This is a genomic window from Streptomyces sp. NPDC012769 (assembly GCF_042901205.1).
Taxonomy (GTDB): Bacteria; Actinomycetota; Actinomycetes; order Streptomycetales; family Streptomycetaceae; genus Streptomyces.
In genome coordinates this window covers 176,017-201,274 of sequence record NZ_JBIBCP010000002.1, presented here as the reverse complement: position 1 = coordinate 201,274, position 25,258 = coordinate 176,017, and the positions used below count along the sequence as shown (strand labels likewise).

At 74.2% G+C, this 25,258-nt stretch carries 21 protein-coding genes and 2 tRNA genes; 12 read left to right on the top strand and 11 right to left on the bottom strand.

Going from position 1 to position 25,258, the window contains the following annotated elements; translation table 11 throughout:
* Window positions 1-28: 28 nt before the first annotated feature.
* Entirely contained in the window at window positions 29-598 is a 570-nt protein-coding gene (locus ACFY7C_RS09770) for a hypothetical protein (protein ID WP_389646542.1), read from the top strand.
* A gap of 18 nt (window positions 599-616) precedes the next feature.
* On the opposite strand, the gene ACFY7C_RS09765 is transcribed toward ACFY7C_RS09770, so the two are convergent.
* Both ACFY7C_RS09765 and ACFY7C_RS09760 read right to left on the bottom strand, forming a co-directional pair.
* Window positions 617-1,483 (bottom strand): spermidine synthase, encoded by an 867-nt coding sequence (locus ACFY7C_RS09765; RefSeq protein ID WP_389646540.1) that lies wholly within the window; start codon window positions 1,481-1,483, stop codon window positions 617-619.
* A 95-nt stretch (window positions 1,484-1,578) separates the two neighbouring features.
* A complete protein-coding gene (locus ACFY7C_RS09760; protein ID WP_389646537.1) occupies window positions 1,579-2,061 on the bottom strand; it encodes a hypothetical protein in 483 nt (160 codons plus the stop codon).
* Between the two features lie 223 nt (window positions 2,062-2,284).
* Between ACFY7C_RS09760 and ACFY7C_RS09755 the strand changes: the two genes are divergently transcribed.
* Window positions 2,285-3,574 (top strand): tetratricopeptide repeat protein, encoded by a 1,290-nt coding sequence (locus ACFY7C_RS09755; RefSeq protein WP_389646534.1) that lies wholly within the window; start codon window positions 2,285-2,287, stop codon window positions 3,572-3,574.
* 35 nt (window positions 3,575-3,609) lie between these two features.
* On the opposite strand, the gene ACFY7C_RS09750 is transcribed toward ACFY7C_RS09755, so the two are convergent.
* Window positions 3,610-4,203, bottom strand: coding sequence for a histidine phosphatase family protein (locus ACFY7C_RS09750; RefSeq protein WP_389646531.1), 594 nt, complete (start codon window positions 4,201-4,203; stop codon window positions 3,610-3,612).
* A 157-nt stretch (window positions 4,204-4,360) separates the two neighbouring features.
* Between ACFY7C_RS09750 and ACFY7C_RS09745 the strand changes: the two genes are divergently transcribed.
* From ACFY7C_RS09745 to ACFY7C_RS09715, 7 genes are all read left to right on the top strand, one after another.
* On the top strand, window positions 4,361-5,254 hold the full coding sequence (locus ACFY7C_RS09745) for a phosphatase PAP2 family protein (RefSeq protein WP_389646528.1): 894 nt from the start codon (window positions 4,361-4,363) through the stop codon (window positions 5,252-5,254).
* On the top strand, window positions 5,187-6,308 hold the full coding sequence (locus ACFY7C_RS09740; protein ID WP_389646526.1) for a hypothetical protein: 1,122 nt from the start codon (window positions 5,187-5,189) through the stop codon (window positions 6,306-6,308). Before ACFY7C_RS09745 ends, ACFY7C_RS09740 begins: the two co-directional genes overlap by 68 nt.
* Window positions 6,299-7,882, top strand: a complete 1,584-nt coding sequence (locus ACFY7C_RS09735) for a hypothetical protein (RefSeq protein WP_389646523.1) — start codon at window positions 6,299-6,301, stop codon at window positions 7,880-7,882. Before ACFY7C_RS09740 ends, ACFY7C_RS09735 begins: the two co-directional genes overlap by 10 nt.
* A 23-nt stretch (window positions 7,883-7,905) precedes the next feature.
* Window positions 7,906-9,237: an AAA family ATPase gene (locus tag ACFY7C_RS09730; RefSeq protein WP_389649421.1), complete on the top strand. Its 1,332-nt coding sequence runs from the start codon at window positions 7,906-7,908 to the stop codon at window positions 9,235-9,237.
* Between the two features lie 102 nt (window positions 9,238-9,339).
* Window positions 9,340-9,696, top strand: a complete 357-nt coding sequence (locus ACFY7C_RS09725; RefSeq protein WP_389646520.1) for a hypothetical protein — start codon at window positions 9,340-9,342, stop codon at window positions 9,694-9,696.
* Window positions 9,697-9,828: 132 nt separating this feature from the next.
* Window positions 9,829-10,461: a hypothetical protein gene (locus ACFY7C_RS09720; protein ID WP_389646517.1), complete on the top strand. Its 633-nt coding sequence runs from the start codon at window positions 9,829-9,831 to the stop codon at window positions 10,459-10,461.
* Window positions 10,452-10,525, top strand: a tRNA-Lys gene (locus tag ACFY7C_RS09715). Before ACFY7C_RS09720 ends, ACFY7C_RS09715 begins: the two co-directional genes overlap by 10 nt.
* A gap of 80 nt (window positions 10,526-10,605) precedes the next feature.
* On the opposite strand, the gene ACFY7C_RS09710 is transcribed toward ACFY7C_RS09715, so the two are convergent.
* Entirely contained in the window at window positions 10,606-11,838 is a 1,233-nt protein-coding gene (locus ACFY7C_RS09710; protein WP_389646514.1) for a M6 family metalloprotease domain-containing protein, read from the bottom strand.
* Window positions 11,839-12,219: 381 nt separating this feature from the next.
* Here ACFY7C_RS09710 and ACFY7C_RS09705 point away from each other — a divergent pair, with 381 nt between their 5' ends.
* On the top strand, window positions 12,220-14,076 hold the full coding sequence (locus ACFY7C_RS09705) for a putative bifunctional diguanylate cyclase/phosphodiesterase (protein ID WP_389646512.1): 1,857 nt from the start codon (window positions 12,220-12,222) through the stop codon (window positions 14,074-14,076).
* Between the two features lie 148 nt (window positions 14,077-14,224).
* On the opposite strand, the gene ACFY7C_RS09700 is transcribed toward ACFY7C_RS09705, so the two are convergent.
* Both ACFY7C_RS09700 and ACFY7C_RS09695 read right to left on the bottom strand, forming a co-directional pair.
* Window positions 14,225-15,922, bottom strand: coding sequence for a glycosyl hydrolase family 18 protein (locus tag ACFY7C_RS09700; RefSeq protein ID WP_389646509.1), 1,698 nt, complete (start codon window positions 15,920-15,922; stop codon window positions 14,225-14,227).
* Between the two features lie 268 nt (window positions 15,923-16,190).
* Window positions 16,191-17,255, bottom strand: coding sequence for an LLM class flavin-dependent oxidoreductase (locus tag ACFY7C_RS09695; RefSeq protein WP_389646506.1), 1,065 nt, complete (start codon window positions 17,253-17,255; stop codon window positions 16,191-16,193).
* Window positions 17,256-17,573: 318 nt separating this feature from the next.
* Here ACFY7C_RS09695 and ACFY7C_RS09690 point away from each other — a divergent pair, with 318 nt between their 5' ends.
* Together ACFY7C_RS09690 and ACFY7C_RS09685 are read left to right on the top strand one after the other, a co-directional pair.
* Window positions 17,574-18,332 (top strand): IclR family transcriptional regulator, encoded by a 759-nt coding sequence (locus ACFY7C_RS09690; protein WP_389646504.1) that lies wholly within the window; start codon window positions 17,574-17,576, stop codon window positions 18,330-18,332.
* A 74-nt stretch (window positions 18,333-18,406) separates the two neighbouring features.
* Window positions 18,407-18,480, top strand: a tRNA-Lys gene (locus ACFY7C_RS09685).
* Between the two features lie 72 nt (window positions 18,481-18,552).
* Here ACFY7C_RS09685 and ACFY7C_RS09680 read toward each other — a convergent pair.
* The 5 genes from ACFY7C_RS09680 to ACFY7C_RS09660 all read right to left on the bottom strand — a co-directional run bounded on the left by ACFY7C_RS09680 (window position 18,553) and on the right by ACFY7C_RS09660 (window position 24,687).
* Complete coding sequence (locus ACFY7C_RS09680; protein ID WP_389646502.1) at window positions 18,553-19,206, bottom strand: response regulator; 654 nt, start codon at window positions 19,204-19,206, stop codon at window positions 18,553-18,555.
* Window positions 19,146-20,504, bottom strand: a complete 1,359-nt coding sequence (locus ACFY7C_RS09675) for a sensor domain-containing protein (protein ID WP_389646500.1) — start codon at window positions 20,502-20,504, stop codon at window positions 19,146-19,148. The genes ACFY7C_RS09680 and ACFY7C_RS09675 overlap by 61 nt, the downstream gene beginning before the upstream one ends.
* 85 nt (window positions 20,505-20,589) lie before the next feature.
* Complete coding sequence (locus ACFY7C_RS09670; protein WP_389646498.1) at window positions 20,590-22,278, bottom strand: AMP-binding protein; 1,689 nt, start codon at window positions 22,276-22,278, stop codon at window positions 20,590-20,592.
* A 58-nt stretch (window positions 22,279-22,336) separates the two neighbouring features.
* Window positions 22,337-22,927: a lytic polysaccharide monooxygenase gene (locus tag ACFY7C_RS09665; RefSeq protein WP_389646495.1), complete on the bottom strand. Its 591-nt coding sequence runs from the start codon at window positions 22,925-22,927 to the stop codon at window positions 22,337-22,339.
* Between the two features lie 143 nt (window positions 22,928-23,070).
* Complete coding sequence (locus ACFY7C_RS09660) at window positions 23,071-24,687, bottom strand: SPFH domain-containing protein (protein WP_389646493.1); 1,617 nt, start codon at window positions 24,685-24,687, stop codon at window positions 23,071-23,073.
* Between the last annotated feature and the right edge of the window lie 571 nt (window positions 24,688-25,258).

The following is a 25,258-nucleotide window of genomic DNA, read 5'->3' as shown; positions in this document are numbered from 1 at the left end:
CACCGTACGCCATTCGGGGGATGGCAGGATGAGCCGGATGCGAAGAGGACTGGTTCACGCGCTGGCGTGGTCGCTCGCCACGGGCGCGGCGGTCACGCTCTCCTGGTGGGGCGTGCACACGGTGCTGGCCGGCACGGTCTACGACCCGCCGCGCGCCCTGCCCATCCCGTCCGGCACCACGGCCGCGCCCGGGTCCGGCGGCACCGTCGCCGACCCCCTGGCCTCCTCGACGCACAGCGCCCGGCCCTCCTCCACGCCCCCGTCGGCGTCACCGAGCACCGCCCGCCCCTCCACGTCACCGTCCGCCACCCCGTCGCCCCGCACCGCGAGCCCGAAACCGGCGACGAGCAGCCCCGGCAGCGGCTCGGGCGGCTCCGGTGATGTCAAGAGCTACGGCACGGACGGCGGCCGGGTCGTGTTCGACCTCGGGCCCTCCTCCGCCGAGCTGGTCTCCGCCACGCCCGGGTCGGGCTGGCAGATGCAGGTGTGGAAGCAGCCGACCTGGATCCGGGTGACCTTCACCAAGGACGGCCGGGAGATCTCCGTCTTCTGCGTGTGGCACGACACGGCGCCCCGCGTGCAGATCGAGGAGCGCTGACCGACCGCCGGCCGTGGCTCAGCGGAAGACGGCCGGCGGCGGTACGGGAGAGGGCTTGGCGCTCGCGTCGGTGACCGGCGTCGCGCCGCCCGTGAAGTCGGCCAGCGCCCGCCCGTGCTCGACCCGCCCCGGGTGGGGGTCGGTCGCCACCCGCCGGGTCAGCTCGGCCACCGGCAGCTCCCGGTCCGAGGCGAGCAGGACGGCGTTGCCGAAGCGGCGCCCGCGCAGCACGGTCGGGTCGGCGGCGAGCGCGAGTTCGGGGAAGACGGTGGCGGCGGTGGCGATCTGGCCGCGCAGATGGGCCAGCGGCGGACCGTCGGCGAGGTTGGCCGCGTAGAAGCCGCCGGGCCGCAGCACCCGCCGTACCTCGGCCAGGAACTCCGTACTGGTGAGATGCGCGGGGGTACGGGCCCCGCTGAAGACGTCGGCGATGATCAGGTCCGCCCAGCCGTCCTGCACCTTGCCGAGCCCGGCGCGGGCGTCGGTGGAGCGGACCCGGATCCGGGCGGCGGCGTCGAGCGGCAGCTCGCGGCGGACCAGCTGCACCAGGGGGGCGTCGAGTTCGACGATCTGCTGGGTGGAGCGCGGGCGGGTGGCCGCGACGTACCGGGCGAGGGTGAAGGCGCCGCCGCCGAGGTGCACGACCTGGATCGGCTTGTTCGGCGGGGCGGCGAGGTCGGCGATGTGGCCGAGGCGCCGCTGGTACTCGAAGGAGAGATGGGCGGGGTCGTCGAGGTCGACGTGCGACTGCGGGGCGCCGTCGATGAGCAGCGTCCACCCGCGGGGGCGCTCCCGGTCGGGTATGAGTTCGGCGAGACCCCCGTCGACGGTCTCGACGACCGCGGCGGCTCCCGCCACCCGTTCCCGCTGCTTGTTCCTTGCCACGAGCCCATTATCGGCGCATCGGGAAATCACCCGCCCGACGACGTCCGTGGAGCACGGCCTCGGCCCGGTCAAGGGCCTGTCTTCGGGATCGCCCCCTAGTGGCAGCCGTCCGCCGCCTCGATCAGTCGGGCGGCCTGGCCCAGGGCCTCGCGGAGCATGGTGGGGTCGGTGACCTGGCCGGTGTCGCCGGGCGGCAGCAGCCAGTCGGCGGGGCGGGGGGTGGCGCCGTCCGGGCCGGGGAGCTCCGGCAGTTCCGGCAGCCGCAGTCCCCGGCCGTCCGTCCGCGTACAGGCGCTGCCCGGCATGTCCCAGGCGGCCGCCGTGCCGGGCGGCACCAGGAAGCCGAGCGTGTCGCAGGCGCCGTCGTGCAGCACGGGGCCGACCGCGGGAGCGCCGCCGCGGCGCAGGATGTCCACGGCCTCCAGGCCCTGCCGGGCCGGGACGGTCACCAGGTCACAGGGCTCGCCGACGAAGGCGCGGTTCACGGGGGGTGCGGGGGACGCGCTGGCGTCCTGCGTGGGCGCGTGCCGCTCGGTCGACTGCGATCCGGCCACCCCGATCGCTTCGGTCTCCACCATGGGACCCTCCTCGCTCCTGAGGAGACACGTTCCGTCTCTCCGCATGGTTCAACGCCCCTACGCGTCAACGGCTACGGCGGCACGCCGCCGCAAAGGATGGCAGTTCATGGCAGATCGCGGGCGAGATATCCGATTTGTTGCCAAACCCTGCGTGCGCGACCGGTCACAGCAGGTACGTTCTTGCCCCGCCGGAACACCGGCAGCACCAGGAGAGGGCTCGGCCATGGCGTTGTCACGGGCAGTTCCCAATCTCGCCTTCCGCCGACTCCGCGGACAGCGCTCCCCGGCGGAGTTCGCCGCGCTCGTCCGCCGGGCGGCACGGGAGATCGGCGAGCAGGTCGCATGCGACGCCCGCTACATCGGGCGCGTGGAGGCGGGCGAGATCCGCTGCCCGAACTACGCGTACGAGCGGGTCTTCCTGCACATGTTCCCCGGACTCGGCCTTGCGGACCTGGGGTTCTCGGCGCGGGAGGCCGTGCGCGGCCGGCGGCCGGCCGCCGTGGCGGCCGGATCGCCACCGCCCCTCGCCATCACCACCCGGAACGATGAGGAGAGCGACGTGCTGCGTCGCGCATTCATGACCGGCGGCACCGTCACCGTGGCGGCCGCCTCGCTGGGACTCGGCGGCCCCGCGGCCGCCGTCCCCGCCCCCCGGGGCGCCCACCGTGTCGGCGACGCCGAGGTCCGCGCCGTGGAGGACGCGGTACGGCAGATCCGGCTGCTCGACGACCGGCACGGTGCCGACGGCCTCTACCGCCGGGCCACCCAGCCCCTCCGCACGGCCTACGCCCTGCTCGACGCGGGCGTCACCGCCCGCCGCTCCACCGCCGACCGGCTGCATCACGGCGCCGGCGAGCTGGCCATCTCCGTCGGCTGGCTCGCCCATGACTCGGGCCGCCTCGACGACGCCCGCTCCCACTACGCCGAGGCGCTGGCCACCGCCCGGGTGGCCGGGGACGCGGCGCTCGAGGCGCACGCCTTCTGCAACACGTCGTTCCTGGCCAGGGACTCGGGGCGCTACCGGGAGGCGGTCCGGGCCGCCCAGGCCGGGCTGCGGGCCGCTCAGCCGCTCGCCTCGGCCCGGCTGCTCGCCCTGCTCACCCTGCGGGAGGCCGGAGCCTGGGCCGGTCTCGGCGACCGCTCCGCCTGCGCCCAGGCCCTGGGCCGCGCCCACGCCTTCTTCGAGCGGGGCCCCGACGACCGCGACCCCGAGTGGATGACCTTCTTCGGCGAGCCGGAACTGGAGGCCCTGGAGGCGCAGTGCTGGTCGCTGCTGGGCGACTGGTCCCGCGCGGCCCGCCACGCCCACCGCGCCACGGTCCTGCAGAACCCGCACTTCGCCCGCAACCTCGCCCTCTACCGGGCCCAGCTCGCCGGCGACCTCGCCCACGCGGGCCGGCCCGAGGAGGCCGCGGCGGAGGTCCAGCGCGTGGAGGACTCCCTCGACGGCGTCGAATCCGCCCGTATCCGCAGGATGTTGTCGGAGACCCGCCGGGTCCTCGCCGCCTACTGACCCCCGGGCTCACCGCCGCAGGCGGCCCGGGTCGGCTACTCCAGGTGCCCGGTGTCGTTCCAGCGCTCGACGGCCGGCGCGCCGTACGCCCAGCCCAGGACCGACAGGCTGGTCGGGTCGAGGCGGATGCGGGCGCCGAAGGAGATGTCCTCGCCGAGCCAGCGGGCGCCTATGGTGCGCAGGATGTGACCGTGGGCGAAGACGAGGACGTCACGGTCGGCCGAGCGAGCCCACTCCACCACCTCGTCGGCGCGGGCCGAGACCTCCGCACGGGACTCTCCCTCCGGGACGCCGTCGCGCCAGATGAGCCAGCCCGGGCGGAGCTCCTGGATCTGCGCCGGGGTCAGACCCTCGTAGGCGCCGTAGTCCCACTCCATCAGCGCGTCCCAGTTCCGCGCGCGCTCGCCGAAACCGGCCAGCTCGCAGGTCTCCCGGGCCCGCACCAGCGGGCTGGTGCGCACCTCGACGCCGTCGAGTCCGGCCCACGGCCCGCGCCCGAGGCGCTCGCCGAGCAGCTTCGCGCCGCGCCGGCCCTCGTCGAGCAGAGGGATGTCGGTCCTGCCGGTGTGACGGCCGAGCAGCGACCACTCGGTCTGGCCGTGCCGGGCGAGCAGGATGCGCGGTGCCATGAAGGCTCTCCAGGGGTCCACGGAACAAGGTGCACCTCCATCATCGCCCACCTGAATTCGCGGTGACCGCCGGGCAACCCGCGGCCGCCCACGGGCGTCCTCACTCGGTCGGGGACGGGTCGCGAAGGACCCGCCGGGGAAGCCGGGGGAAGCACCTATGCGCAGGCCACGCTGGTGGGCGGAGCTGATACTGATCGCCGTGGTGTACGCCGCCTACTCCGGCGGCCGGCTGCTCGCCCGCGGGGACGTGGCCGCCGCCGTCGACCACGGCCTGGCCATCCTCCGCTTCGAGCAGTCCCTCGGCATCGACGCCGAGCATCCGCTCAACCGCCTCTTCACCACCACCCCGGCCCTCGGCGTGCCCGCCGACTTCGCGTACGCCTCCCTGCACTATCTGGTCACCCCGGCCGTCCTCGTGTGGCTGTTCCGCCGCCGTCCCGCGCACTACCGGGCCGCCCGCACCTGGCTGATGGCCGCCACCCTCCTCGGGCTCGTCGGCTTCACCCTGCTGCCCACCTGCCCGCCCCGGCTGCTCGATCCGGCCCACGGATTCGTCGACACGATGGCGCAGTTCAGCGCGTACGGCTGGTGGGGCGGCGAGGCGAGCGCGCCGCGCGGTCTCGGCGGGCTCACCAACCAGTACGCGGCGATGCCCAGCCTGCACGTCGGCTGGGCGCTGTGGTGCGGGGTGATGCTGTGGCGGTACGGGCGGACGCCGCTGTTCAAGGCGCTCGGCGTCGCGTACCCGCTGCTCACCGTCCTCGTGGTGATGGGCACGGCCAACCACTACTTCCTGGACGCCGTCGCCGGGGCGGCCGTGATGGGCGCGGGGCTGCTGCTCGCGCCGTACGCGATGCGCCTCGCGGACCGGGTCGCGGACCGGGTCACGAGCCCGGCGGCGGACCGGGCGGCGGACCGGGCGATGGCGGGCGGATCCCGGCAAAGCGCCCCGCCTGTCAGTGGCGGATGGGAGACTTCCGCGGGTGAGCGCATCCCTGGGCGGCGGCCCGCACCGGCCGCCGCAGACGACACTCCGGCACCGGCTCGCTGAGCTGCGCGGACCGGCCGCCGTGCCGCGTCCGCTGGACGCGCGGGCGCTGGCCGCGCTGGCCGCCAACCCGGGCTGCCGGCGACGGGCGATCCTGGACGGCGCCGGGGTCGACAAGACCGCGCTGGCCGCGAAGCTGGGCGCCCCCTCGGGCTTCGGCCAGTCGCAGTTCGCGATCGCCCGGGGCAACGCCTTCGAGGCGAAGGTGAAGGCGGACGGGGGCCGCGAGCTGCTGCGGCTGCTCGGGATCGAGGAGCCGTCGGCGGTGGACCTGCCGGAGCTCGCGGCGGCCGGGCCCGAGGGCCGCGCGGCCCGCACGGCGCTCGCGCTGCGCGAGGCGACGGCGGCCGGACGCTGGGCTCTGCTCGACCATCCGATGCTGGCCCTGGAGGTCGCCGGCTCCCCCGTCTATCTGGAGCCCGACGCGGTCGTGGTCCACCCCGACGGGCGGTGGACGGTCGTGGAGATCAAGTCCTTCCCGATGATCGACGGGTCCGCCGACGCGTCGAAGGTGGGGGCGGCGGCCCGCCAGGCGGCGGTGTACGTGCTGGCCCTGGAGCGGGTCGCGGCCGTCACGGAGGGCGCGCGGGTGGCGCACACGGTGCTGCTGGTCTGCCCCAAGGACTTCTCCAACCTGCCGACGGGTTCCGCGGTGGACGTCCGCAAGCAGCTGTCGGTGACCCGGCGCCAGCTCACCCGGCTCACCCGGATCGAGGAGATCGCCGACGCGCTGCCCGAGGGCGTGACCTTCGACGTGGCGGAGTGCTCGGCGGAGCAGCTGGCGGCGGCGGTGGAGTGCGTGCCGCACGCGTACGCGCCGGAGTGCCTGTCCGCCTGCGAGCTGGCCTTCCACTGCCGGGAGCGGGCGCGGGCCGCGGACGTGGTGGCGGCGCTCGGCCGGTCGGTGCGCGGCGAGCTGGGCGGCCTGACGACGATCGGCGCGGTCCTGGCGGCGGCGCGGGGCGAGGCGGGCGACCCCGACGACCCGGCGGTCGGGGCGCTGCGCCGGGCCCGGGCACTGCGGGCCGAGGCGCTGGAGGTCGCGGCATGTCGCTGATCTCCACCCTGGCCCGGATGGAGGCCGTCGAGGCGGGCCGGGCCCAGCCGCTGGCCACCGTGCGCCACCGGCACCTGTCCGAGCGGCCCCTGGTCCTCGTGCCGCTCACGACCGCGGGCGAGGCCGGCGCGCCGCTCGGGGCCCTGGTGGGCACCGACCCCGAGCGGCCGCGGCTGCTCGTCGTACCGCAGCCGCGCGACCGCGATCTGCGGTTCGCGTTCCTCGCCGAGCTGGCCGGCGAGATCCTGCCGTACGTCGACTCCTTCGCGGAGGCGGTGGAGGCGGCGGAGCGCTCCGAGACCGACCCGGAGACCGGGAAGAAGGTCAAGGTCGAGGTCGAACTGTGCGCGGACGCGCCGCAGGTGGTCGTGCCGAGCCGGGCCGCCCTCGCGTACGTACGGCTGCTGGGACGGTCGACGCGGTTCCGGCGGACGGCGGAGCAGGACCCGGACACGCCCTTCCCCGCGCCGCCGCGGGTGCCGCTGCTCGGCCGCTGGCTGACCCACCTCGGCGAGCGGGCCCGGGTGCCGGGCTCCTCGCTACTCGTCGCGGCGACGGACCTGCTGAACCGGCACTGGGCCACCGGCCAGTCGTCGCTGGAGGACCAGCACCTGGGTGCGCTGCTCGCCTGGATCGACCCGCCGGAGGGCGAGTCCGGTGCCGAGGCGGCGCTGCGCGCCGAGCTCGGGCGGGACGCGCGGGGGCAGCTGCTGTGTCCGCCGGCCGGTCCCGCGACCGATCCGGCCTTCGACAACAAGCTCCTCGCGCCCGCGATCGAGGCTTATGACCGGGCCCGGCAGGCGCTCGGCGCGGCCGAGGACGGCGGGGCGGCCGAGGACGGGCTCGCCGCGCTGCACCGGGCCGAGCGGGAGATCCGCGAGCTGGTCCGCTCCCAGCTGGAGCCGACCTGGGACGCGGTGTGGCGGGCGCTCGGTCTGCTGCGGGAGCTGCCGGAGGGTGCCCGGGTCGCCGACCGCTGGACGCGTGACCGCTGGTCGTTCACGGGCCAGCGGGACCGGATCGCGGCGGGCGAGCCGCCGCAGCCGCGCCGGGACGACGCCGTGACCGCCGCGCAGAAGCTGGCGGCGCGCGAGCAGGCGCAGGGCCAGTTGGAGGCACAGGAGGCCCTGGACGACCCGCTGGTGATGGCGGGGCGGCGGCTGTCGGGCGAGGCGTTCGTCGCGGAGGTCGTCGACGTCACCATGGCGTACACGGAGAAGGGCCGGCCCCGCCCGCTGCTCACGGTCCGCACGGACGACCGGCCGCACCTGGGAGGCGGCGTGAAGGTGTTCCGGTCGCTGGACGGCAGGCCGCAGACGGCCGAGTTCGTGGCGGACGAGCCGGACGGGTCGCTGGTGCTGCGGCTGACGGACAAGATGGGCCGTTCGAAGGAGCCGGCGGAGGGCTCCGTGCCGGAGAAGGGCGAGCGGATCGTGTGGACGCTGTTCGAGCACGACCAGCGGATGGGCGCGAAGCTGCCGGACCCGGAGGAGACCCCGTGGACGCACGGCGGCCCCCCGCGCCCGGACGCCGTCGAACTGCCCGATGCCGTGACCCCCGAGGACGTGCTGTGAGCCCCGAATCCGTGACCCCGGCGGTGACCGCCTTCGATCCGTCCGCGGCGGCCGCGCGGGCGACGGCCGCCATCCTGGAGAGCACCCTGCACGGAGACGCCCGCGGTGTGGTCGTCGACTCCCCGCCCGGCGCGGGCAAGTCGACGCTCGTGGTGCGGGCCGCGCTGGAACTGGCGGACGCCGGACGTCCGCTGATGGTCGTCGCGCAGACGAACGCGCAGGTGGACGATCTGGTGCTGCGGATCGCCGAGAAGCGGCCCGGGCTCCCGGTGGGCCGGCTCCACTCCAACGACTCCGACCCGTACGACAAGGCGCTCGACGACCTGGAGCAGGTGCGGAAGTCCGCGAAGGCGGCGGAGCTGACCGGGCTTCCCGTGGTCGTGTCGACGGCCGCGAAGTGGGCGCACGTGAAGAACGTGGAGCCGTGGGCGCACGCGATCGTGGACGAGGCGTACCAGATGCGCTCGGACGCGCTGCTCGCCGTGGCGGGCCTGTTCGAGCGGGCGCTGTTCGTGGGCGACCCGGGGCAGCTCGACCCGTTCTCGGTGGTGGGCGCGGAGCAGTGGGCGGGCCTGTCGTACGACCCGTCCGCCTCCGCCGTCAGCACCCTGCTCGCCCACAACCCGGAGCTGCCCCAGCACCGCCTTCCGGTGTCCTGGCGGCTCCCGGCGTCGGCCGCGCCCCTGGTGTCCGACGCCTTCTACCCGTACACCCCGTTCCGCAGCGGCACCGGTCACGGTGACCGGCGGCTGTCCTTCGGCGTCGACTCGGACGGCTCGGGTCCTGACCGGGTCCTGGACGAGGCGGCGGAGTCCGGCTGGGGCCTGCTCGAACTGCCCGCCCGGCACACCCCGCGCACCGATCCCGAGGCGGTCCACGCCGTCGCCCTGGTCGTGCGCCGTCTCCTGGACCGCGGCGGTGTGACGGTGAGCGAGCGCTCCCCCGACCCGGCGCCGCTCACCGCCGACCGGATCGCGGTCGGCACGGCCCACCGCGACCAGGCGGCGTCGATCCGGGCGGCCCTGGTCGAGCTGGGTGTCTCCGGCGTGACCGTGGACACGGCGAACCGCCTCCAGGGCCGCGAGTACGACGTGACCGTCGTCCTCCACCCGCTCTCCGGCCGCCCCGACGCCACCGCCTTCCACCTGGAGACCGGCCGCCTCTGCGTCCTGGCCTCCCGCCACCGTCACGCCTGCGTCGTCGTCTGCCGCGCCGGCGTCGCCGACCTCCTCGACGAACACCCCTCGACGGAGCCGGTCCAGCTGGGCGTCACGGTGAAGTTCCCGGACGGGTGGGAGGCCAACCACGCGGTCCTGTCCCATCTGGCGGAACACCGGGTGGGCTGGACGCCGTGACGGGGGGCGCGAGCCGTGGCCCTGGGGCGGTCTTGCCAGGCGCGGGAGAATGGAAGGTGGCCCGGGTGTCCGGGCCGCGTGTGTGCGAGGAGGAGAAGGACCATGGCGGAACCGGCTGAGCGGAGTGGGCAGCGGCGGGTCAGGCCGGCGCCGCTGGTCTTCGAGCCCGCCGAGGCGACCGCCGACCCGGAGCACTTCTTCGACCTCGAGTCGATCGAGGACCCGCGGGAGCTGCTGACCCGGGCGACCGAGCTGACGATGGCGTTCCGGGCGGCGACGGACCGGGCGGTCGAGTTCCAGGCGATCGCGGCGGCCCAGCTCGCGGATCCGCGCCGCTTCGACCGGCTGACGGCCGCGGACGTGGCCGAGCGGGCCGAGTGGACCGAGGACTACGCGCGGAAGATGATCGAGTTCGGACAGGACCTGATCCGTACGGGCGGCCGCGACCCCGAGGAGTGAGCCCCCGGACTACCCGGGCAGCCCAGCGCCCTGGCATATGCCGGGGCGCAAGATACTCCTCCCGACCCCGGTCTGTCCGGGTTTCTGGCAACCCGCTGAAACGGATCGGTCACACCCGGTAGATCTTGTCCCATGACCACGTGGCTGAGCGACGAGACGACCCCGTACGACATCTTCCGCTTCCTGCGGGACCCGGACGAGGAGCGACGGCACCAGGCCGCGCGCGTCACCGAGGACGGTGCCGCCTGGCTCGCCTCCGCCGCCTCCCGCCCGGGCGCCACGCTCACCCGCTGGGAGGAGCGGCCCACCTCCCCGGCCGTGCTGCCCTGCGGCCGTGTCTTCGACGTGGTGAACGTGGAGCCGACGTTCGGGCGCCGGATGCTGGACCGGCTCTGGGCCGAGGGCCCGGGCTCCGGGCCCGTCGCCGTGCACCGGGGCCGGATGCTGCTCTTCGCCGCCCCCGGCACGGCCCAGCGGTTACCTTCCCTGCTGGACTGGGAAGAGTGGGGGGACGCCGTGCCCCGGCCGCTCTGCCACGGCACCGGGGACGCCGTGACCGTGCCCCCGCTCACCCCGTCCGACGCCTCGGGGCCCCGCTGGCTGGTCGCCCCGGACACCCGCACACCCTGGCTGCCCGGCCCGGAGGTGCTGCTGTGGGCCTGCGTCCGGGCGGCCCGGATGGTTTCGGGCGCCGACGTGCGGGTATCGATTTTTGCTTCGGCGGATCCGGGTGCTAATGTCTACGACGTCAGCAGGCGCCGCTAGCTCAGTTGGTTAGAGCAGCTGACTCTTAATCAGCGGGTCCGGGGTTCGAGTCCCTGGCGGCGCACAGACGGAAGAAGCCCCTCGCGGAAGCGGGGGGCTTCTTCGTGTCCTGGGACCGGACCGGGGCCGGGGGCCGGCGCACCCTCACCGCACCGGTGCCGCCCGGGGACCCGTCACGCGGACGGTCCACACGCCCGCCTTGCTCCGCTCGGCGACCTCCACCCGGACGCCGGCGTCCGGCACGGTGAAGGACTCGCCCTCCTCCAGCGGCGCGTCCGCGAGCGGCGGGTAGACCGAGCGCTCCCAGCACGAGTCGGTCCGCGGATGGGTGTCCACGACCTCCACCGGGCCCTCGCCGGAGGCCGCCTCGTTGCGGACCCGGTAGAGGAGCACGCCCTCGGTGCAGGTGTCCCGGTCGTTGCCGGTCGCGGCGCGGGCCTCGATCGCCAGGACGCTGTCCTCGCCGGTGCGGACCACCGCCAGGCGGGTGCCGACGGTGCCGCCGGCCACGGGCGCCGCGGCGACCGGCTCCAGGCTGATCACCTGCGTACCGGGGTCGCGCACGCACGTCACCTGGGAGCGGTCGAGCCAGCCCAGCTTCCACTTGTGCCAGGCGAAGAGGTCCGGGGCGAGCCCGAACTGGCTGCCCATGACGTCCCAGTCGCCCACATGGGTGTCCCAGTCGCCCTTGCCGTCGGTCGGCCGGTGGTAGAGGTCGGGCAGGTCGAAGACGTGGCCGGTCTCGTGGGCGAGCACGTTGCGGTCCGGCGGATGGCGCTCGAAGACCGTGACCACCCGCTTGATCTCGGTGCCGTCGACCTCCAGCGGGCGCTCCAGGTTGACCACCTTGGTGGCGTCGGAGTCCACGCCGGGCGCGTCGGGGTCGGCGACCAGATAGACGACGTCGTAGCGGGAGAAGTCGACGGAGTCGTCGGCCGCCCGGATCGCGTCGCGCAGATACGCCGCCCGGTGCTCGGCGCTCCAGTCCCGCCGTATCGCGTACGCGACGGAGTCCTGCGGCATCCGGGTCCAGTCGGTCTGCGGATGGGCGCGCAGGGTGAACCGGCCGTAGGAGGCCCGCTCGAAGAAGTCGGCCGTGCCGGGGAAGTGGTCGGCGGCCAGCTCGGCGGGGGTGGTCAGCGGCTGGGAGTCCGGGAAGGACAGGAAGACCATGACGGCGTCGAGGGTGCGGGTGGGCCGCGGATAGGACCCGTTCCAGGTGTCGAGGCCGAGCGAGTGATGGGCGGCGGTACGGGGCAGGGCGCACGGCCCCGCGGAGGGCTCGGCGACGGCGGGCCCGGCGACGAGCCCGGTCGCGGCGAGCGCCGCGAGCGAGGTGAAGGCAGCCGCACCGGCGCGCAGGCGCGAGCGTTGCACTCCCCCGGGTGGCTGCTGACCCCTCACGTGGACCTCCGGCTCCGGAAAGCGTGACTCCCCACCCACCTTGTGGTGGTTTATGACGTTTCGCACCTTTCGGCTGCCCCGGTCGGGTGAGCGGGACGCGCCGGGTCGACGCGACACGGACGCGCAGCAGCTCACGGAAAGTCACATTCGGTCAGGTCCTCAACGACCCGTGTCAGACCCGCGCAGAAACGATCGGGCGGGCGTGCGGGTGGGGAGCCTCACAGTCCGCCGGGGCCGCGCGGCGGGCCTCGGAGCTGGAACGGCCCCCGGGCCAGCCTCTATGATCGGCACACTTTCCCTGGCCGACCATTCCGACCACATCTGTACGGCCCGAACGCACTACGGGAGCGAGCGGTGAGCGGAACCCCCGAAGTACCGGTGCACCCGTCGGCGGAGCCGGTGCTCACAGAGCGTCACTCATCCGCACCCGGTCCCGATGCCGAACTCCGCGACTACCGGGCCGCCTTCCGGGCCGCGCGGCTCGCGATGGCCGTGGTCGACCGGGACGGCGTCGTCGTCGCCGCCAACGAGGCCCTCGGCACCCTCCTCGGCACCGAACCCGCCGCCCTGCGCGAGCAGGCCGCCGCCGACCTGGTCGACCTCGGGTCCGACGGACGCACCTGGCACGCCTACCGCGAGGTGCTGCGCGGCCGCCGCTCCCGCTTCCGCTGCACCCGCCGGCTCAAGCACCCCGACGGCCGCTCCCTGTGGGCCGAGGTGACCGTCGCCCCCGTGCCCGACCGCCCGCGCGTCCTGCTGTCGGTCGCCGACATCAGCGACCGGCGCGAGCTCCAGGCCCGGCTGCGCCACCTCCAGATGCACGACCCGGTCACCCGACTGCCCAACCGCACCCTGTTCTTCGAGCGCCTCACCGCCGCCCTGGAGACCGCCGCCGCCGAGGGCCCCGCGGACGAGGACCCCCGGGAGCGGTCGTACGAGTCGTACCAGTCGTACGGGCATGGCAGAACAGGGCGGATCGGCATCTGCTACCTCGACCTCGACGGCTTCAAGGCGGTCAACGACACGCTCGGCCACCGGATCGGCGACCGGCTGCTCGCCGCCGTCGCCGGCCGGCTCACCGAGTGCGCCGACGGCTACGGCTACACGCGCAACGGCGGGCACCTCGTGGCCCGGCTCGGCGGCGACGAGTTCGCGATCCTGGTCGAGGACTCCACCGGCACCGAACAGCTCGCCGATCTCGCCCAGTCCGTCCTCACCGCGCTCCAGGAGCCCTTCGACCTGTCCGGACAGCGGCTCTCCGTCTCCGCCTCCATCGGCGTCGTCGAGCGACGGGCCCGCGGCTCCTCCGCGACCTGCCTGATGCAGGCCGCCGACACCACGCTGTACTGGGCCAAGGCCGACGGCAAGGCCCGCTGGACGCTCTTCGATCCCGAGCGCAACGCCCACCGGATGACCCGGCAGGCGCTCTCCTCCACCCTGCGGCCCGCCGTGGAGCGCGGGGAGTTCGCGCTCGAGTACCAGCCGCTGGTGGACCTCGCCGACGGGGCCGTGCGCGGGGTCGAGGCGCTGGTGCGCTGGAACCATCCGCAGTTCGGCACCCTGGCGCCGAATCGGTTCGTCGGAATCGCCGAGGAGGACGGCTCCATCGTCGAGCTCGGGCGCTGGGTGCTGCGGACCGCCTGCCGGCAGGCCCGGCAGTGGCAGAAGGACCACCCGGGCGACCGGCCGATCTTCGTCAGCGTCAATGTGGCGGTGCGTCAGGTCTGGGACTCCGACCTGGTGGCCGACGTGGCCGGCATCCTCGCCGAGACCGGTCTCGCGCCGCATCTGCTCCAGCTGGAGCTGACCGAGTCCGCGGTGATGGGCTCGGCGGGCCGCCCGCTCCAGGCGCTCCAGGCGCTGAGCGACATGGGCGTGCGGATCGCGATCGACGACTTCGGTACCGGCTATTCCAACCTCGCCTATCTGAGCCGGCTTCCGGTCTCCGTGCTGAAGCTGGACGGATCGTTCGTACGCGGCTTCCAGGACGAGGCGCACGCCAACCCGGCGGACGAGCTGATCGTCGAGGCGCTCGTCCAGCTCGCCCACCGGCTGGGGCTCACGGTCACCGCCGAGTGCGTGGAGACCGCGGGCCAGGCCACCCGGCTGCGCCGCATCGGCTGCGACACCGGGCAGGGCTGGCTGTACTCCCGGGCGGTGTCCCCCGACCGTATCGCCGAGCTGATCGGCGCGGAGCCGCTGGCCGTCTGATCCCGGAGGCGGGATGCGTCCGGCGGCCCGGGCCCCGGAACGTGGAACCGCCCCCGGCCGGAGGGACATTCCGGGCGGGGGCAGTGCTCATGAGGGGTCGTGCGAGGTGGTACGAGGTGGTACGAGGGTTCGGCGGCGGGTCAGGGCCTCAGCAGGCGCCCTGGTCCTTCCAGACGCCCCACTCGCCGGTCGTGCCCGGCTCCTCGTTCTGGGTCCACCACTGGGCCTTCCAGGTGCGGCCCTTGTGGGAGACGAGCGAGCCGCCGGTGTAGACCTGGCCGGCCACGTACGCCGGGGCGGCGCAGGTGCCGGTGGGCGGCGGGGTGGTGGGCGGCGTCGTCGTCGGAGGCGTGGTGGTGGGGGGCGTGGTCGGCGGGGTGGTCGGGGGAACCGTGGAGCCGCCGAGGGCGCTGTTGATCTGCTTGAGCAGCGTGATGTTGTCGTCCAGGCCGAGCAGCGAGTACATCATCGCGCCGCCCAGGCCGCGCTGCTTGCCGTAGTCCACCCGCGCCTGGATCGACTTCTGGTCCAGGCCGGTGAAGAACTCGCCGTCCTTGTAGAAGTACGAGGACTTCGAGCGGTCGTCCCAGAAGGTGGTCGCCGCGTTGTCGACGATGCCGCCGAGCTCCTTGTAGTGGGCGATGCCGGCCTGCTGGCTGAGCGGGCGGGCGCCCGAGCCGCCGGTCGCGGGCTGGGCGAGGCCGTTGGTGGTGCCGGCCGGCACGCCCTTCCAGCCGCGGTAGTAGAACTCGTAGCCGAGCGTCAGCTTGTTCGCCGGGAAGCCGCCCGCGATGCCGTAGGCCGGGTTGCCGTCGATCCAGGAGTCGATGGCGTTGTCGATGCTGTACTTCTCGGTGCCCGGCGCGATCGGGTCGGTCGGGTCGTTCGGCGAGGGGTACAGCGGGGACTGGTGGTACGTCGGCCCGTCGCCGTCCCAGGCGCCGTGCATGTCGTACGTCATGATGTTGGCGTAGTCCAGGTACTGACCGATCTTGTCGGTCTCTATGTACTTGATCTTGTCCTGGCCGGCCGGGAGCGCCGCGGTCAGCATGTACTTCTTGCCGCCGTTCGCCGCGCCGTACGCGTCGAGCTGCTTGCGGAACTCGGCGAGGAGCAGGGTGAAGTTCTGCTTGTCCTCGGGGCCGTAGTGGTTGCCGAGGTGGCCGCCGGACGAGCCGGGGTACTCCCAGTCGATGTCGATGCCGTCGAAGATGCCGGCCGCGGTGCCGGGGCCGCCGTAGCCGCCCTCGACCGGCAGGTTGCCCTTGAGGTACTGGTCGATGCAGGAGGAGACGAGCTTCTTGCGGCTCGCGTCGGTCTTCGCCGCGTCGTGGAAGTACTTGGAGTAGGTCCAGCCGCCGAGCGAGATGTTGATCTTCAGGTGGGGGTACTTCGCCTTCAGCTCCTTGAACTGGTTGAAGACGCCCACGATCGGCTGGTCCCACTTGTCGGCCACGCCGTCCACACTGTCGGCCGCGCTGAAGGACTTCTGGTAGTCGGCGTAGGAGTCGCCGGCACCGTCACCCGCGTTCGGGTTGTTGTCGTCACCCGCGGCCTTGTTGGCCATGAAGCAGGTGAGGTTCGTCGGGTGGATGTTCCCGAACGAGTAGTTGATGACATCGAGGTTGCTCGCGATGCCCCGGGTGTCGAGGTGCTTGGGATAGAAGGCGTTGCCGTACACGCTCCACTGGTCGTAGTACGCGATCCGCACGCCGCCGGCGGCGGTCGTGGCGGTGGTGGCGGTGTCGGCGGCCTGCGCGGAGCCGAGGCCGACGGTGGCGGCGAGCGCTCCGGCGGCCAGGGCCGAGCTGAGGAGTGCGGCGATCAGTGGTTTGCGGGGGTGCACGTGCGGCCTCCGGGAGGGGTGGCGGTACGGAAGTTGGAGCAGTGATATCCGCCGTATGAACAGCACGTCAATGGTCTGAACCAGATTGAGGACTAGACCAATTGGCGCAAGAAAGCCCTTGTCAGGGCCGCCCGGAGAGGCCGCGGCACAAAACGGAACCGCCCGCCACCACATGTGACGAGCGGTTTAAGGTTCACTTATGGCCCGGCGGGGGACCGGCGGAGGGCCGCCCCGGCGAGGAACCAGAGCCCCGGGTTTCTCTGCTTTCTCAGAGCTCCGGCAGTCCGTAGGCGTCGGCGATCAGCTCGTAACTGCGCAGCCGGGCCTCCCCGCCGTGCACATTGGCCGTGATCATCAGCTCGTCGGCGCCGGTGCGCTTCTGGAGCGCGTCGAGCCCCTCGCGCACCTGGTCCGCCGTGCCGTACACGACGTTCGCCAGCCAGCCGTCGACGAACTCCCGCTCCGCCGGGGAGAATCCGTACGTCTCCGCCTCCTTCGGGGTCGGGATCAGGCCGGGACGGCCGGTGCGCAGGCGCAGCATCGACAGGGCGCCGGTCAGCACCTGGCGGTGGGCCTCCGCGGCCTCGTCGGCGGCGAGCGCGCCGACGCCGATCAGCGCGTACGGCGCGTCGAGCACCGCCGAGGGCCGGAAGGAGTCCCGGTAGAGGTCGAGCGCCGGGACGGTGTTGCGCGCGGAGAAGTGGTGCGCGAAGGCGAAGGGGAGACCGAGCAGACCGGCCAGGCGCGCGCTGAAGCCGGAGGAACCGAGCAGCCAGACCGGCGGCCGCCCCGCCGCCCCCTGCACCGGGCCGGGCACCGCGTGGATCCGGGCGTAGCGGTGGCCGTCGGGGAAGTCGTCGTCCAGGAAACGGGTCAGCTCGGCGAGCTGCTCCGGGAAGTCGTCGGCGCCCTCGTTCAGGGTGTCCGTGCGGCGCAGCGCGGCGGCCGTCGCCCCGTCGGTGCCCGGCGCGCGGCCGAGGCCGAGGTCGATCCGGCCGGGAGCCAGGGCCTCAAGCGTGCCGAACTGCTCCGCGATCACCAGGGGGGCGTGGTTGGGCAGCATCACACCCCCCGAGCCGAGCCGGATGCGGCGGGTGTGGGCGGCGAGGTGGGCGAGGATCACCGCGGGCGAGGAGGAGGCGACCCCCGGCATGGAGTGGTGCTCGGCCACCCAGTGGCGGTGATAGCCGCGGCGCTCGGCGAGCCGGCTGATCCCGACGCTGGTGGCGAGCGCCTGACTCGCGGTGCTCCCGCTGCCGACGGTCACCAGGTCCAGTACGGACAGGGGTACGGGCGCGGTACCGTGCGCCTCTCCTCGAATCGCGTCGCTCACCTGGGGGCCTTCCTGCGCAGTGACGTCGGTGGGTACGGAAGTACGTACGAAAAGCGCTAACAGGAGGGAGTCTCCGCTTATTCCCCGAAAAAATCTTCACGTCCGGAACGACTCCGCACGCCCGCCCGGGCGGCCCCGCGCACGGCCCTGACCTCAGCCTCTGTCGAACGGCTGTGACCATGGCATATGCCAGAGTGGCGCGGCCCAGCGTGCGGCGCTGGGGCACCGCATCATTCTCGCCAACAGCCGCCCCGCAGCGGGGCCTTGGCGGCTATCGTGGTACGGAAGCTTGCGGTCACAACCTGGTAGGGGGAAACCGTGGCGCTGAAGCCCGAGCCCACCGCGCCGTTCCACTCGGTGCAATACGCCCTGCGCGTGCTTGAGACGGTCTCACGGCACGGCGGTGGTGTGACGGACGTGCAGATCGCACGGGAGACCGGCCTGCCCGTGGCCCATCTGTCGTCCATGCTCCTGATGCTCCGGCGCGAGGGATACGTGGAGCAGGTCTCCGACGGCGCCTATGTCATCGGCGACTCCCTGGTCCTCCTGGGCTCCGGCACCACCCGCCGCGAGGCCCTGGAGCGCAAGCTCCAGGAGACCCTGACCGAGCTGCGCGACTCGGTCGGCGCCGCCGTCTACATCAGCCGGTACATCGACGGCGAGGTGAAGATCACCCAGTTCACCGACGGCCCGCGCACCCCGAAGGTCAACGAGTGGGTGGACTTCCGCTCCGCCGCGCACGCCAGCGCGGTCGGCAAGTGTCTGCTCACCCAGCTCGACCAGAACGGGCGCCGTGACCACCTCTCGCGCCACAAGATCGCCCGGCTGACCTCCCGGACGATCACGAACGAGAAGGTGCTGTTCTCCAAGCTGGACAGCCAGCCGCCGACCGTCCCGGTGCTCGACCTGCAGGAGTACGCGGTGGGCACGGTCTGCGCGGCGGTGCCGCTGACGGCCGGCGCGGCCGTGGGCTGCCTGGCGCTCTCCCTGCCGATCGAGCACGCGCACCGGCTCCGCTCGGCGGCCGACACGCTCAACCGGCGAGCCGCTCCGGTGGTGCTCTCGCTGGCGATCTGAGGCGGGGAAGAGGAGCAGGTCCCGGGTGGTCACGAGCACCCCTCGGGACCAGGTAGTATTTTCTCTGTCAGCAGGCGCCGCTAGCTCAGTTGGTTAGAGCAGCTGACTCTTAATCAGCGGGTCCGGGGTTCGAGTCCCTGGCGGCGCACAGACAGAAGGAGCCCCTCGCGAGAGCGAGGGGCTCCTTTGTTCATGCCCGGAGTGGTCACGCGCGGAGTGTTCACGCCTGGAGGTAGGCGAGGACCGCGAGGACCCGGCGGTGGGTGTCCTCGGCCGGCGGCAGGTTCAGCTTCGCCAGGATGTTGCCGATGTGCTTGCCGACCGCCGCCTCCGTGACGACCAGCCGCCGGGCGACCGCCGCGTTGGAGTGCCCTTCCGCGACCAGGCCGAGCACCTCCCGCTCGCGCGGGGTCAGGGCCCGCAGCGGGTCGCGGTGGCGGCGCAGCAGCTGCCGTACGACCTCGGGGTCGACGACCGTGCCGCCGTCCGCCACCCTCGCCAGGGCGTCGAGGAACTCCTCGACCTGACCGATCCGGTCCTTGAGGAGATAGCCGACGCCGGTGCCGTCGCCCGCGTCCAGGAGATCGGCGGCGTACGAGCGCTGCACGTACTGGCTGAGCACCAGGATCGGCAGCGCCGGGCGCTCGGCGCGCAGGGCGACCGCCGCGCGCAGCCCCTCGTCCTGGAAGCCGGGCGGCATCCGTACGTCGGTGACGACGACGTCCGGCTCGTGCGCGGTGACGGCGGCGACCAGGGCGTCGGCGTCTCCGACGGCGGCGACCACCTCGTGGCCGAAGCGGGCCAGGAGACCGATCAGTCCCTCGCGGAGGAGGACGCTGTCCTCGGCGAGGACGATCCGGAGAGGGCGCTGCACGGGATCTCCGCTCGTAGCAGGGTCGGCCCGCCGGGCGGGCTGGTGATCGTCAGTGTCCCATCGAGGACGGCGAGCCGGTCGGCGAGTCCGGTCAGTCCGCTGCCGTGCGCGGGGTCGGCGCCGCCGCGCCCGTCGTCCTCGATCTCGAGGTGGAGGGCGCCGTCGGTGTGGCGGGCGGTGATCCGGACGCGGGCGGCCCCGCTGTGCCTTCCGATGTTGGCGAGGGCCTCGCGGGCGGCGAAGTAGGCGGCGCTCTCGACGGCGGCGGGCAGCCGGGGCAGGGCCTCGTCGATGCCGGAGGTCTCGACCGGGACGGCCGAGCGGTCGGCGGCGTCGGCGAGGGCGGCGCCGAGACCGTAGTCGGCGAGGACCTGCGGATGGATGCCGTGGATGAGCTCGCGCAGCTCGGCGAGGACCCGGCCGGCCTCCTCGTGGGCCTGGGCGAGCTGGTCGGCGAGCGGCCCGGGCGGGGCGTCGTAACGGGCGAGGCCGAGGGTCATGGTGAGGGCGACGAGCCGCTGCTGGGCCCCGTCGTGGAGGTCGCGCTCGATCCGGCGCCGCTCGGCCTCGAAGGCGGCGGCGAGCCGGGCCCGGGAGGCGGTGACCTCCCCGATCCTGCCGCGCAGCTCGGTCTCGCGCGGGGCGAGCAGGGCCCGGCCGAGGGCGGCGCGGGCCCCGGCGAGGGCGGTGAGCGGATAGAGCAGCAGGGGCAGCAGGACCAGGCCGAGGAGGGCGGCGGCCAGGGCCTGCGGATAGGTGGTGACCAGGAACGTCTTGACCACCTTCGCCTCGTGGCCGTCGGCCGCGAGCTGGAGCGGCACGCCGAGCAGGGCGGCGGGCAGGCCGAGGCCGACGGCGAGCACGGCCAGGTCGAGCGGCCACAGGACGGTGGCGTGCAGCACGGCGTACGCGAGCTCCCGCCAGGTGGCCTGTTCCCGCACCCGCAGCCGGAGCCACGCGGCGAGGCCGGGGGCCTCGGGCACGCGGTGCGGGTCGACGGCCGGTTCGCGGTCGACGAGACGCAGCCGCCGCCGTTCGAGTCCGCCGAGGGCCACCCCGGCGAGGAGGAGCAGCGGCAGCCCGACCAGGACCAGCGAGAAGCCGGCGAGGACGAGCAGCACGAGCAGCGTGACCGCGCCGGTCACCGCGCCGGACGCGAGGTAGCCGACGGCCCGCCAGGGCCAGGCGGTCCACGCGAAGCGGCCCGGCCGGACGGCCAGCGCCTGCCAGACGGTACGGGGTTCGGGCGCGCGCGGGCGCTGGGGGTCGAGGGGGCTGGGGACGCCGGGGTGCTGCATGGCGGTCACGGTATGCGGGCGTGCGGGGGCGGGGCGAGGGGTGTGGTGGGCGTACGGGAGGTGGGCCTGGCCCTACCCCGTAGGGCTACCGCTCCGGCTGCTGCTGACCGTCGGGGTCGCCGGGGAAGGGGCGGTGCCGGGCCGCGTACCGCCGGCGGAGCGTCTCGCGGGCCGGGGCGTCCAGCGGTTCGTACGGGGACGTGGGCGTCGGGCGCCACCACACCGGGTCCGCGCAGGCGAGGGCGGTGCGGCGCAGCGCCGCGCGGTGGATCTTGTTGGTGGCGGTGAGAGGGAGCTCGGGGACGACCCGTACATAGGTCGGGGGCATCTTCGTGCCGAGGTCGCCCTGCGCGGCAAGGAAGGCGCCGAAGGCGGTCGGGTCGAAGCGGTCTACGCCGGGGCGCAGGGCGAGGGCGGCCATCACCTGGTCACCGGCGACCGGGTCGGGCACCGCGTAGACGGCGACGCCCGCCGCGTGCTCCCAGCGGGCCAGGATGTTCTCGATCATCGCCGCGGCCAGGTTCTCGCTGTCGACCCGCAGGCGGTCGTCGGTGCGGCCCGCGAAGTAGAGGAAGCCGTCGGCGTCCCGGTAGAAGAGGTCGCCGGTCCAGTACCAGCCGCCCCGCCGCCGTGCGGCGTCGGCCTCGGGGTTGCGCCAGTAGCCCTCGAAGGGATTCGGGCCCCGGTTGACCAGTTCGCCGACGGCCTCGTCGGCGTTGAGGAGGGCGCCGGTGGGCGAGAAGCGGGCCGGCGGGCGTTCACGGCCGGTGTCCGGGTCGACCACGGCCAGGTCGTCGCCGGGTGCGGCCCGTCCGATGGCCCCGGCCGGGGTGCCGGGGGTCCGCTGGACGGCGGCGCCGCCCTCGGACGAGCCGTATCCCTCGACCAGCCGGACCCCGAAGCGCGCCTCGAAGCGGGCCGCGTCCACGGCGCCCGCCTCGGTGCCGAACCCGAGCCGGAGCCGGTGGTCGCGGTCGTCCGGGCCCTCGGGGGTGGCGAGGAGGTACTGGACGGCGCGGCCCACGTAGGTGAAGTAGGTGGCGCCGTACCTCCGGACGTCCGGCAGGAAGCGGGAGGCCGAGAACCGGGCGCGCAGCGCGATCCCGGCGCCGGCGGCGAGGGCGGGCGCCCAGTCGGCGATCACGGCGTTGCCGTGGAACATGGGCATGCAGATGTAGTGGGTGTCGTCCGGCCGTGTCCCGAAGTGGGAGACGAGGGAGGCGCCGGCGGCGGCGAGCCGGCCCTGGGTGCAGACGGCGGCCTTGGGGGCGCCGGTGGAGCCGGAGGTGAAGGAGAGCAGCAGGCGCGTGTCGGGGCGTACGGGGCGGGCGGCGATGTCGTCGGGCGCGGCGGTCGCGAAGGGGGCGAGCAGCTCCCGGTAGGCGTCGGTGTCGGTGACCAGGACGCGCAGGCCCGGCAGCGGGAGCCCGTCGAGGAGGGGCAGGTGGGCCCGCTGGGTGACCAGGACGCGGCAGTCGGTGTGCCGGATGTCGCGGGCGAGTTCGGCGCCGCGCCGGGTGGGGTTGATCCCGGCGACGGCGGCCCCGGCGAGGGCCGCCGCGCCGAGCCAGAGCGGGTACTCCGGTGTGTTGTCGAGCAACAGGCCGAGGTGCGGCTCGCTCCCCGGCCGGTCGGGCATCAGCTCCGTGAGCAGGGCGGCGCGCGCGGCGGCGCCGGAGGCGACCTGGTGGTGGGTGAGGGTGGTGTGCTCGTCCCTCAGCCCGGTCCGGTGGTCGCCCCACTGGCGTCGTACGAGTTCCGCGACGGTCCCCATGCGGCGGGATGGTAGCTGACGCCCCGTCAGCTGTGAATCGCGACGGTCGTCGTGGGCGTCAGAGCTGGACGTCCGAGCACGCGTAGAAGGCGTTCCCGGTGTCCGCGACCGTCCACACCGCCAGGATCAGATGGCGGCCGGTCTTGCCCGCCGGGACGGTCCCGGAGTGCGAGAGGGTCGAGGGCGGCTGCTGGTTGTTGTAGGGGACGACCAGGAAGGGCTGGGTGTCGAGGTCGGCGCGGGTCAGCGCCTTGGTCCCGGTCCAGCCGTTCTTGGTGATGTAGTAGCGGAAGTCCGTGGTCGCGTGGCGGGCCGTGAACTGCCAGCGGAAGGTGTGGCTCTGCCCGGCCGAGAGCCTGGTGGTGGGCCAGGCTCCGCCGCGGGGGTCGTCGAGCTGCGCGAAGCGGGAGTTCCCGCCGGCGCATATCCGCCCGTCGGCCGGTCCGGCGGCCGGGAAGCCCTTGAGCCCCTCGACCGACTGCGGCTCCCACTGGATGTCGCCGCAGTTGGTCACGGTGCGGTTGGCGCAGAGCTTCTGACGGCTGATCGGCGAGTCGGTGTAGCCGTGGCCGCTCGCGCTGGTGGTGGCGAAGAGGGAGGCCGCGGCGACGCCGAGCGCCACGGCGGCCACCCCTGTCTTTTTGCGCATGCTGTCGCTCCAGGAGAACGTGGGGGTGTTCTGTGGGCTGTGCTGCACGCGTGCGGTGGTACGTATTCCGGTCTAGACCAAGTTCCAAGGTAGGGACGGAAGTTGGCCATGTCCATACCAACGGGAGGGGCTTCCGGCGGAGCTCACGCCCCCTCCCCCGAAGCCGTACGGCCGGTGTAGAACGCCACCGTCAGATCCTTCACCAGCGCCTTCCGCTCGTAGTCGTCCAGCTCCACCAGACCACGAGAGGTCAGCCGGTGGACCACGTCGTCCACCGCGTCCACGACCGAGGTCAGCACGCTGTCCCGGTGCTTCGCGTCGAGCGCCGCGATCCGGCGGCGCCGCATCGCCGCGGCGACCTCCGGGGCGTACTCGATCCGCGTCGGCTGCGCCGAGAACACGTCGATGCCGACCGGTGCGCACTCCGCCGACAGCACCCGGGTCAGCGCCTCGCCGACGGCCTCGGAGTCGCGCAGGGTCGGGGCGTCCTCGTGGAAGGCGTCCGCCGGCAGCTGCGAGAGCACCCGGGCCATCGCCGCCTCCACCTGCTCCCGCAGGTACTCCTCGTGCCGGTCGACGCCCAGCGCGGCGCGGACCGTGTCGCGGATCCGCCAGACCACGAGGACCACGACGTCCAGCGCCGTGCCCTTCGCGTCGACGGCCGGCAGCGGCTCGCTGCGCCAGTGCCGCAGCCGTACGTCCACGCGGCGGCGCAGCAGGAGCGGGCTGACCCAGAGCAGGCCGGTGCGGCGGACGGTGCCGCGGTAGTCGCCGAAGAGGGTGAGGACGAGGGCGTAGCCGACCCGGCCGCGGCCGAGACCGCCCAGGAAGAAGAGGGTGAGGAGCACGCCGAGGGCGAGCAGGGCCCACTGGCCGAGATGGATGCCGTGGTACGGCCGCGAGGGCAGCCGCAGCATCCGGGTCACCTCGTCGGGCACGGCGCCCGTCCACCACACCATCGCCACGCACCCCAGCAGCGCGAGCGCCCCGCCGACCACCCCGACCCAGCCCGACAGCACCGGCCCGGGCCGCTCCACCAGCTTCGGATCGGCGGTGGGGGCGGGGCGGGTGGGCGCGGGGGCGGGGCGGGTCGGCGCGGGGATGGCCGGCTTGGACGTGGCCGTGGGCTTGGCCGCGGGCTTGGTCTTGGGCACGGGCTTGGTCTTGGGCACGGGCACGGTGGCGGGGCCGCCGTCACCGTCCGGTTCGTCCCGGAAGAGCAGGTGCACCGGAATGGACCCGGTGCTCTCGTTCCCGATCACCGTCCGCCGCCGCGCCCCGCTCGCCCGCGGGCCGACCGCGGCGGAAACGGCCACGGGCACGGCGACGGTCTTGACCGGCACCCCCGCGATCCACCCGAAGTCGACGACGTTGCCCTGGAGGGCCGTGCCGGCCTGCGACTCGCCGGACGGCCCGGCGCCGGACGGCCCGGCGCCGGCGGAGGCGGCCCCCTGCGGGGCGGCCGTACCGGTGGGCGAGGCGGGCGCGCCGGCCGGGACCGGGCCACGCTCGGCGAGCGTCGCCTGCGGGGTGGCGGCAGCCGGGTTCGGGTGCGACGAGCCCGGAGCACTGGGCCCTCCGGCCGGGCCCGAGCCGCCACCGGTGGGCGCGCCCTGCGGGGTGGCCGTACCGGTGGGCGAGGCGGGCGCGCCGGCCGGGACCGGGCCACGCTCGGCGAGCGTCGCCTGCGACGAGCCGCCGCCGACAGGCGAAGCCGGGGGCGTGACGGCCCCCGTGGCCGGGCCGGACGCGGCGGGCACACCGTCCCGCGTCCCCGACGAAGCGGAGCTGCCGGAACCGGCAGCAGATGCCGGAGTCCCCGGCGCACCGGCCACGCCCGAACCGCTACCGACCGGCGCCGTCACCGGCGAAGCGACGCCAGTGGGCGCGACCGGACCCGCGAGGCCATGCTCACCGCCGACCGACCCGCCGGAACCGGCGACGGGCGGCATTGTGCCGCCTGAGGCGGCCGCCCGCGGCGAGGCCGAAGCACCGGGCGCGCCGCCCGAGCCAGAACCCCCACCGGCGGGCGAAGCCTGAGGGGTGGCGCCCACTACGGCCGAGTGCGACGCGACCCCACCCTCCCGGGAGGGCGAGCCGTCGGAACCGCCGACGGCTGTCGCCGGGCCACCCGACGCAACCGCCTGCGGCGAAGCCGGAGCGCTCTGCGAGCCGGCCCCCGGGGCGGGGTACGAGGCCGGAGCCCCGGGCGCGCCGCCGGACGTAGCCGCCTGCGGCGAAGCCAGACCCGGCCTGGCGGCGGCCGAGGAACCGGACCCCAGGGCCGACTGCGACCCGGCTGGCGCACCATCCCGCGCACCCGGCTCACCG

Coding starts and splice junctions, on each gene's coding strand:
- ACFY7C_RS09770 (WP_389646542.1), top strand. CDS start 29: ATGAGCCGGATGCGAAGAGGACTGGTTCACGCGCTGGCGTGGTCGCTC.
- ACFY7C_RS09760 (WP_389646537.1), bottom strand. CDS start 2,061: ATGGTGGAGACCGAAGCGATCGGGGTGGCCGGATCGCAGTCGACCGAG.
- ACFY7C_RS09755 (WP_389646534.1), top strand. CDS start 2,285: ATGGCGTTGTCACGGGCAGTTCCCAATCTCGCCTTCCGCCGACTCCGC.
- ACFY7C_RS09750 (WP_389646531.1), bottom strand. CDS start 4,203: ATGGCACCGCGCATCCTGCTCGCCCGGCACGGCCAGACCGAGTGGTCG.
- ACFY7C_RS09745 (WP_389646528.1), top strand. CDS start 4,361: ATGCGCAGGCCACGCTGGTGGGCGGAGCTGATACTGATCGCCGTGGTG.
- ACFY7C_RS09735 (WP_389646523.1), top strand. CDS start 6,299: ATGTCGCTGATCTCCACCCTGGCCCGGATGGAGGCCGTCGAGGCGGGC.
- ACFY7C_RS09725 (WP_389646520.1), top strand. CDS start 9,340: ATGGCGGAACCGGCTGAGCGGAGTGGGCAGCGGCGGGTCAGGCCGGCG.
- ACFY7C_RS09720 (WP_389646517.1), top strand. CDS start 9,829: ATGACCACGTGGCTGAGCGACGAGACGACCCCGTACGACATCTTCCGC.
- ACFY7C_RS09675 (WP_389646500.1), bottom strand. CDS start 20,504: ATGCAGCACCCCGGCGTCCCCAGCCCCCTCGACCCCCAGCGCCCGCGC.
- ACFY7C_RS09670 (WP_389646498.1), bottom strand. CDS start 22,278: ATGGGGACCGTCGCGGAACTCGTACGACGCCAGTGGGGCGACCACCGG.
- ACFY7C_RS09665 (WP_389646495.1), bottom strand. CDS start 22,927: ATGCGCAAAAAGACAGGGGTGGCCGCCGTGGCGCTCGGCGTCGCCGCG.